The sequence below is a fragment of the Staphylococcus simiae genome, from assembly GCF_002902085.1.
Taxonomy (GTDB): Bacteria; Bacillota; Bacilli; order Staphylococcales; family Staphylococcaceae; genus Staphylococcus; species Staphylococcus simiae.
Genome location: NZ_PPQR01000070.1, coordinates 1 through 7,837 on the forward strand (window position 1 = coordinate 1; position 7,837 = coordinate 7,837).

Annotated in this window: 7 protein-coding genes and 2 tRNA genes; all 9 read right to left on the reverse strand. The window is 30.9% G+C overall.

Going from position 1 to position 7,837, the window contains the following annotated elements; genetic code table 11:
• Positions 1-155: 155 nt before the first annotated feature.
• A tRNA-Gly gene (locus CD113_RS08590) sits at positions 156-229 on the reverse strand.
• Between the two features lie 20 nt (positions 230-249).
• Positions 250-335: transfer RNA gene (locus CD113_RS08595), tRNA-Leu, on the reverse strand.
• A gap of 910 nt (positions 336-1,245) precedes the next feature.
• Positions 1,246-1,704, reverse strand: coding sequence for a SprT family protein (locus CD113_RS08600; RefSeq protein WP_002463667.1), 459 nt, complete (start codon positions 1,702-1,704; stop codon positions 1,246-1,248).
• Positions 1,697-3,847, reverse strand: coding sequence for a Tex family protein (locus CD113_RS08605; protein ID WP_002463664.1), 2,151 nt, complete (start codon positions 3,845-3,847; stop codon positions 1,697-1,699). Before CD113_RS08605 ends, CD113_RS08600 begins: the two co-directional genes overlap by 8 nt.
• A 743-nt stretch (positions 3,848-4,590) precedes the next feature.
• Positions 4,591-5,361: an RNA polymerase sigma factor SigB gene (gene sigB, locus CD113_RS08610; RefSeq protein WP_002464557.1), complete on the reverse strand. Its 771-nt coding sequence runs from the start codon at positions 5,359-5,361 to the stop codon at positions 4,591-4,593.
• Positions 5,336-5,815: an anti-sigma B factor RsbW gene (gene rsbW / locus CD113_RS08615; RefSeq protein ID WP_002464556.1), complete on the reverse strand. Its 480-nt coding sequence runs from the start codon at positions 5,813-5,815 to the stop codon at positions 5,336-5,338. The genes sigB and rsbW overlap by 26 nt, the downstream gene beginning before the upstream one ends.
• Before the next feature lies 1 nt (position 5,816).
• Positions 5,817-6,143 (reverse strand): anti-sigma factor antagonist, encoded by a 327-nt coding sequence (locus CD113_RS08620; protein ID WP_002464555.1) that lies wholly within the window; start codon positions 6,141-6,143, stop codon positions 5,817-5,819.
• 117 nt (positions 6,144-6,260) lie between these two features.
• Positions 6,261-7,262 carry a SpoIIE family protein phosphatase gene (locus CD113_RS08625; RefSeq protein WP_002464554.1) on the reverse strand — a complete coding sequence of 334 codons (1,002 nt, stop codon included), beginning with the start codon at positions 7,260-7,262 and terminating at the stop codon, positions 6,261-6,263.
• Between the two features lie 388 nt (positions 7,263-7,650).
• The coding region (locus tag CD113_RS12785; RefSeq protein WP_206167418.1) for a hypothetical protein at positions 7,651-7,837 on the reverse strand (187 nt) is incomplete at its 5' end.

Here is a 7,837-nt window from a genome sequence, read left to right on the forward strand (position 1 = left end):
CGTTCATCCTGAGCCAGGATCAAACTCTCCATAAAAATTTATGATGTTTGATTAGCTCATAATACTAAATAATGTTTGTAACTTAATGTTACGTTTTTTGGAATTAACGTTGACATATTGTCATTCAGTTTTCAATGTTCATTTTAAATCTTCTATGGAGCGGGTGATGGGAATCGAACCCACAACATCAGCTTGGAAGGCTGAGGTTTTGCCATTAAACTACACCCGCTTATTAACTTAAGTATTTTTTGGTGCGGCCGAGAGGATTTGAACCTCCACGGGATTACTCCCACTAGGCCCTCAACCTAGCGCGTCTGCCGTTCCGCCACGACCGCTGGCAAAACGCATTTAAAACGGCTTGTTTTTTAGAACGATATTTATTATAAAATATCTATATCACGAAGTCAATAACTTATATTCACTTTTTTAACTTTTATTTAACAAAAGTAATAAGTTTTTAACAGAACGTTAATAATATTAAAGTAATAAGCTACAAAAGTCAATAACTTTTTCAAAATCTTTTATCTTTTGATTTTATCCTTTTATTACATAAAATTGTATGTGTTTTGTAAAAAAGGAACGTGTTTAATCATACGAAATATCGTTTTAATAGTCAATACTAAAATATATTATTTCTAAATCAATAAAAGTAATATTAGTCATATTAACGCTTTATCACTTTTTAGTAGTAAAAATGATAACACTCATTTTTCTATTTCAACTTTTCTTCTTGTCTTAATAGATAGATTAACCATACAACTATCATCAAAATTGAAACATTTTGGTGCTTAATTCAATTCGAACTATACTTTTTCTAAGTCAAATCTGAAATAATAAATATTATTTATTTAATTTCAACATTCAGTCGTAACATCATGTAACTAACTAAAAAGCATAATACTATATTTAACATTAGATCATTGAAACAAACAGTCTTCACTATATTTAAATCAACTTTTTATATTCTTAGTCAATGTTAACGCAGTAGATTAGTCCGTTATTAAAAATCCACATTCAGAGTTTACATAAATGAGTAATCCCTACATCATCATCGAGATATATTTTTTAAAATTTTATTTCTATCCCACAACCACTAACAAAATGAAAACTAGGCATAAGTAATAAAGTTATTGAACTCTAATACTTATGCCTAGTTATATTTACATGCTTGTTATTAGGTTACCTACTTAACATTTCCACATTCCCCAAATTGTTATTAAATACAGATTCGGAATACTTCTCTTCTTATTTGTGGAGGAGCTTAATCATTTTCAATTGACCATTACACTTACCACATCTCATTCGTTTAGTATCTACTTTTCTAATACGTAAATACTTAGCATGGCATTTTGTGCATTGATATTCATAATTAGCGCGTTGTTCATAACTTTGTATGCTATTACAAAATCTTGGTGCGCCTACTTGCTGACTTAATATTTTAAAGTCTCTGTCTTTATGTTGATATCCTCTACCTGCAATGTGCAAGTGATAGTGACACAACTCATGTAGAATAATCTTTTTAACATCTTCTTCCCCAAAATGTTGATATTGCTTAGGATTTATCTCTATATTATGCGATTTTAATAAATAACGTCCACCAGTAGTTCTTAAGCGCTTATTAAAATACGCTTTATGATTAAAAGAGAGACCAAACTTATCTTTTGATAATCTTTCAGTTAATAATTGCAGCTCATCATTATTCATGTGGATCAATCATTGTTAGTGCGACTTTATCCTTATCTCTATCTATAGAGAGTATCCAAACATCTACAATGTCTCCAACACTAACTATATCCATAGGATTTTTGACGAATTTCTTAGATAATTTTGAAACATGTACTAAACCATCTTGTTTAACACCAATATCTACAAAAGCGCCAAAATCTACAACATTACGAACTGTCCCACTTAATTTCATCCCTTCTTTTAAATCTTCAATTGATAACACATCTGATTTAAGGATTGGTGTTTCGTATTCATCCCTAGGATCTCTATTTGGTGCTTTTAAAGATTTGATAATATCTTCTAAAGTTGGTAAGCCTATATGCAACTCTTGAGCTAAATCATCAATGTTTAATTTGTTTAATTTATCTTTTAACGCATCTGTTCCAATGTCAGTACCACTAAATCCAAGTTTGTCTAATAATTGATATGTCGTTTGATAACTTTCTGGGTGAATTGATGTATTATCTAATGGTTCTGTACCTTCTACTATTCTTAAAAAGCCAATACTTTGTTCAAATGTCTTGGCACCCAATCGTTTAATTTTACTAATTTCTTTATTATGTTTTATTGCACCATTTTCTTCTCTATAAGTAATAATATTTTTAGCAATTTGAGGACTTAGTCCTGATACATATTGTAATAATGATTGTGAAGCTGTATTCACATCAACACCAACTTGGTTAACCGCAGTTTCTACGACAAATGTTAACGCATTTTCTAATTCTTTTTGATTAACATCATGTTGATATTGACCAACACCTATTGATTTCGGATCAATTTTAACTAGTTCACTGAGTGGATCTTGTACGCGTCGACCGATGGATACTGCACTACGTTCTTCAACCTGAAAATCAGGAAATTCATCTCTTGCAACTTCAGACGCTGAATACACTGACGCCCCCGCTTCATTGACAATAATAAATTGTACTGGTAATTCATGTTTCTTAATAATGTCTGCCACAAATTGTTCAGTTTCACGACTTGCTGTGCCATTGCCTATTGCAATCAATTGTACATCATAATCTCGAACCAAGTTGACAAATGTTTTTTCTGCAGCCTCAATTTTTGATACTGGTGGGTGCGGATAAATCACACCTTTAGCAACAAAAGTACCGAACGGATTGATAACAGCTAATTTACAACCTGTTCTGAATGCAGGATCGACCCCTAATATTTGTTTTCCTTTCATTGGTGGTTGTAAAAGTAAATTTCTTAAATTTTCACTAAATACCAAAATAGCATGATGTTCAGCTTTTTCCGTCAAATCACTCTGAATTTCTCTTTCAATCGAAGGTATAATTAAACGTTTTAAACTATCTCTTATAGCCTCAATAATATAATCTTGGTAAGGATTGTCTTGAATTATTTCTTGTTTGGTAATTAATGCTTCTATCTGTGTTGTATCAAAGTCAAACTTAACCGTTAATATTTTCTCTTTTTCACCACGATTGACTGCTAATACGCGATGATTGGCAATTTTTTTAATAGGTTCACTATAATTGTAATACATTTCAAAAATGCCTTTATCATCTTCAGCGTTTTTCTTTTTAGTTGTGATAATGGATCCTTGGTGATACATATCTTTTAATATTTTAGTTCTATATTTTGGATTATCTGATATTTGTTCAGCGATAATATCTTGTGCTCCTTTTATCGCTTCATCAACAGTAGTAACTTCTTCATTAAAAAACTGTTGTGCTTTATCGTTAATATCCACTTCATGTTTCGCTTGTCTTATCCATTTAGCAAAAGGTTCCAAACCTTTGCGTTTAGCTTCAGTCGCTCTCGTCTTTTTCTTTTGCTTGAATGGTCTATATAAATCTTCAACACGTTGCAGCTTTGTTTGTTTTAAAATATCTTGTCTTAAGTCATCAGTTAATAGGCCTTGTTGTTCAATATTCTTAATGACTTCTTCTTTACGTTTTTGTAGATTAACTATATATTGATATTCATCATCAATTTGTTTAATTTCAACTTCATCTAAACCACCTGTTTGCTCTTTTCTATAGCGAGCAATAAACGGTACGGTATTTTTTTCTTCTAATAAACTTAACACTGCTTCTATTTGTTTCTTACTAAATTGATACTTTTCTATTATAGATTGAATCAAATTATTATCCATTTACTAAACCACTCTTTTCTATAATTTACTTCCCCATTTTAACATATTCATTTTTTTACTGTGGGAGTGGGACAGAAATAAATTTTATATAAAATTTATTTCGTAGATGCCCGTCTTGCACATAAAAGAAAAAATTTTATTTTTAAAATTTTTCTATGACGGGTCCCTGCATTGTCTGAAAAAACTGACTAACCAGTTTTTTTGTGTTGGGTCCCTTCCACCCCGGCAAGACTGACTAGGTTTTCAAAATGGTGATTTATCAACGTTTTGAAAACCAAACAGTTACTGCCAAATGCTTAAATTTAAGTGTAAAATACATTTTGTCCCAGGCTCTGTGACTTACATAACTATCTATTTAAATATGCATTATTGTTATCATCATCACAATATTACTAACAACTGGGAGCAAGATATCAATAAAATTTCTAACAATGGCTGTCATTACCCCACTGCACCAAGCTCGTTTAAAATTACAAAATGTTATGTTCTTAACGTGTTTCAATACTAATAGTTTCCGCTAAATGTATATAGTTGAATATGACATCCTTTGTCTCATCTTAATTTCAACAACTTCATTATAATCTTCGGCTAATCAACGACCAGTTAGATTTCTTATTACTAAAATGATCATAAAAAAGAAGCCAAAATTTTTAATCATTCGGCTTCTTAATTATTGTATTAATTGTGTAAACATATGAGTGTTACATGCATTAACGTAAAAAATATAACGTAAAAACTCAAAGTTATTGATTAGCTGCATTTTGTAATTTTTTGATGGCTGTCCTTTGTAATCTAGAAACATGCATTTGGCTTAAACCAATACGTTCACCAGTTTCTTTTTGACTCAAACCTTCAATAAATGTACATTGAATAATTTCTCGTTCTCGTTCGGATAAAATAGGTAATATTCTTTCTAAGATCATACGTTTTTCTGTTAAATCATAGTTGTCATCTTGCTGACCCATAATATCTAACAACGTTACTGTTGAACCATCTTTGTCTGCTTCTATGGAATGGTCGACACTTAAAGCATTATAACTTTGCCCCATCTCCATCGCTTCTAGAACTTCTTCGTCTGACACTTCCAATCTATCAGCAATTTCACTAATTGATGGGGACCTTTCTAACTCTGCTGTTAATTCATCACTAACCTTTTTAATTCTTGGCCCAATTTCTTTAATTCTTCTTGGTACATGAACACTCCATGTTTTATCCCTTAAATATCTTTTGATTTCACCTATTACAGTTGGTACTAAAAAGGCTTCAAATTTTCGTTCAAAGGACATATCGAATCTATTGATGGCACCTATTAAACCAACCATACCAACTTGAACTAAATCTTCATGATGTGATTGCCCTTTTGAATATTTGTATGCTAAAGATTCAATTAGTTTTTGATAATGTCTAACTAATTTATCTTGTGCTTCACTATTCGAATTTTCTTGGTGTTCTTTAATCCATTGGTTAATTTGTTCAGGTGAAACTTCATTAGCTGATTTCGACTCTTTCGCCATTATTTCGCACCTGCTCTTTTTTTATATACTTGGTCATACTAATCGTAACACCAGATTCTTTATAAACTGTCACTTCATCCATCAATGATTCAATTAAAAACAAACCTAAGCCACCTTCGCGAAGGAAATCAATACTTTCATTTTCATCATATGGTCCAATTTGTGTTTTAGTTGTTTCATAATCAAAACTGTCACCTTGATCAGAAATAACAATTTTAATACGATCATCTAAAATATCAAAATACAAATTAATCATGCCAACTTCTTTTTTCTCTTTATATGCATGTTTAACAGCATTTGTTACTGCTTCACTTACTGCAATTTTAGCATCTTCAATATCATCATATGATGCACCAGCTCTTGTAAATACACCAGATAACGTTAAGCGAATTAAACTAACATATTCTGCTGAGGCTGGAAGACGCATTTCAATAAAATCTTCTTTTGATTGCATGTTACTCAACCTCCGTTCCTTCATTAACATGCATTAAATCTTTCAATCCAGTGATATCAAACAATCTTCCGATACGATCTGATACACCTAAAATGTATAATTCTTTATCATGTTGATTTAATGCTTTTAATGTTCCTACAAAGAGTCCTAATCCTGTCGAATCCATGTAAGTAACATTTTCTAGATTAACACGAATATCACGTGAACCATCTTGGCGCATTGGTGTTAGTACCTCTTCTAATTCAGGTACTGTATAAACATCCAATTCTCCACCCACTTTGACTTCGTAATAATCATCATAAGTGACAGTTTCTATATTTAAATTCATTTAAATACACTCCTACTTTAATTTACTAAATTTATAGTTACACAATGTGTTTCGTTAAAATTTTATAATTCAAATTATATTATACCCAAATAAATGATTTTAAATCTTTAAAGTTAATTAATTTACTCTTTTAATAATTAATATAGTCATATCATCTTTTTTACTAGGATTTTGTAGCTTTAAAATAGCTTCATATATAATTTGGACGATATCTTGTGGATGCATATGTTTATGTTTCTCTATATAGTCTAGCAGTTGATTTTTATCAATAAACTCACCTTCAGTATTTCTAGCTTCAGTTACACCATCTGTAAAAATGATAATCAAATCATCTAAATAAATCGGGATTTCTTGTTGTTGATATCTTGTATTCGGGCTAATTCCTAACACTCTACCTTTAACTGAAATTTCTTCGAATTGTTCTTTTTCAGCTCGATAAATATATCCAGGTTCATGGCCAGCTGAACTACAGTATAATAAATGGTTCATTTCTTCATATAAACCATAAAACATTGTAACAAACATATTTTGATTAACATTTTTCTCGACAACACGATTTAATCGTTTTAACCCATCACTCGGTAGTTGAGAGTGTCCATATGAGTCCATACCAAATTTAATCATACTCATCGCAAGTGCAGCTGGAATACCTTTACCTATCACGTCGGCAACTGCAAAACTCATAGTCCCATCATTATGATCTATTAAATTAAAATAATCTCCACTTACTTTTTGTGCAGCGACTGAGATAACGCCTATTTGTATACTATCAAACTGTGGGATATCTGTTTTTAGCATTGTTTGTTGTAGGCTAGATGCTAAATCTATTTCTTTATCGTGGACTTGAAGTTTATCTACTAATTTCTGATAATCTCTATAACTATATCCAAAGCCTTTAACAATTTCTTGTAAGACGACTAACGTTTTAAAAATATCTTCTTTAGTTAAGTCTAGCGTTAAAATATATTTCTTATGTATCTCTACGATATCCTCAGGCAAAACGTCTTTTCTGATGACTTCGTCTGTATACTTCTCACATTTTTTTATTAATTCTTTCTGATCTTGATTGGTTAAACTTTCGTCAATTAAACCTTTATAATGTTGTTTAAACTCTTCCACGATTTTGCCTCCTTATTTCTATCCCATAAAATAAGCTGTCTGGTACTTAACACGACACGTAAGTACAATTTGCTTATATATACCCCAGTAAATACTAATTCAGCAATATTGATTCTCTTTTTGGCTTGATATGTAGTAATAGAAGTAAATAAAATTTCACTCAAGTTCATACTAAAAACACTGAATTTCAAACCCAATATAGAAGCGTTATTCTCTATTTATGTTAAGTAAAGTAAGAACTGTCACTGAAAAATTTAGGACTACATTTTTTCTATAATGTTCTAGGTAGACAAAGATTGGCACCGAGCCACTACAAATCTAAATTCTGATCATAGAATATTTACAGTCAAATAGATGTTAGATTACTAAGCCATGACAATGAGGTTCCCTATTTTTTAGGACTGATAAATAAAAAACGAATAATTTTAAAACGAAAATTAATTTGAAGCCAAGACTCCTGAGGTAGGGACCCAACATAGAGAAACTGGTTATCTGAAATAGGTTTACAGTTTATTACTTCATAATAAACTGCATAAGATTTTCTAGCTATCAAGATAGCAGAAACTCTAACATGC

Bases quoted from the DNA above. Each gene is read 5' to 3' on its own strand.
- CD113_RS08600 (WP_002463667.1), bottom strand. From the start codon at position 1,704: ATGAATAATGATGAGCTGCAATTATTAACTGAAAGATTATCAAAAGAT.
- CD113_RS08605 (WP_002463664.1), bottom strand. From the start codon at position 3,847: ATGGATAATAATTTGATTCAATCTATAATAGAAAAGTATCAATTTAGT.
- sigB (WP_002464557.1), bottom strand. From the start codon at position 5,361: ATGGCGAAAGAGTCGAAATCAGCTAATGAAGTTTCACCTGAACAAATT.
- rsbW (WP_002464556.1), bottom strand. From the start codon at position 5,815: ATGCAATCAAAAGAAGATTTTATTGAAATGCGTCTTCCAGCCTCAGCA.
- CD113_RS08620 (WP_002464555.1), bottom strand. From the start codon at position 6,143: ATGAATTTAAATATAGAAACTGTCACTTATGATGATTATTACGAAGTC.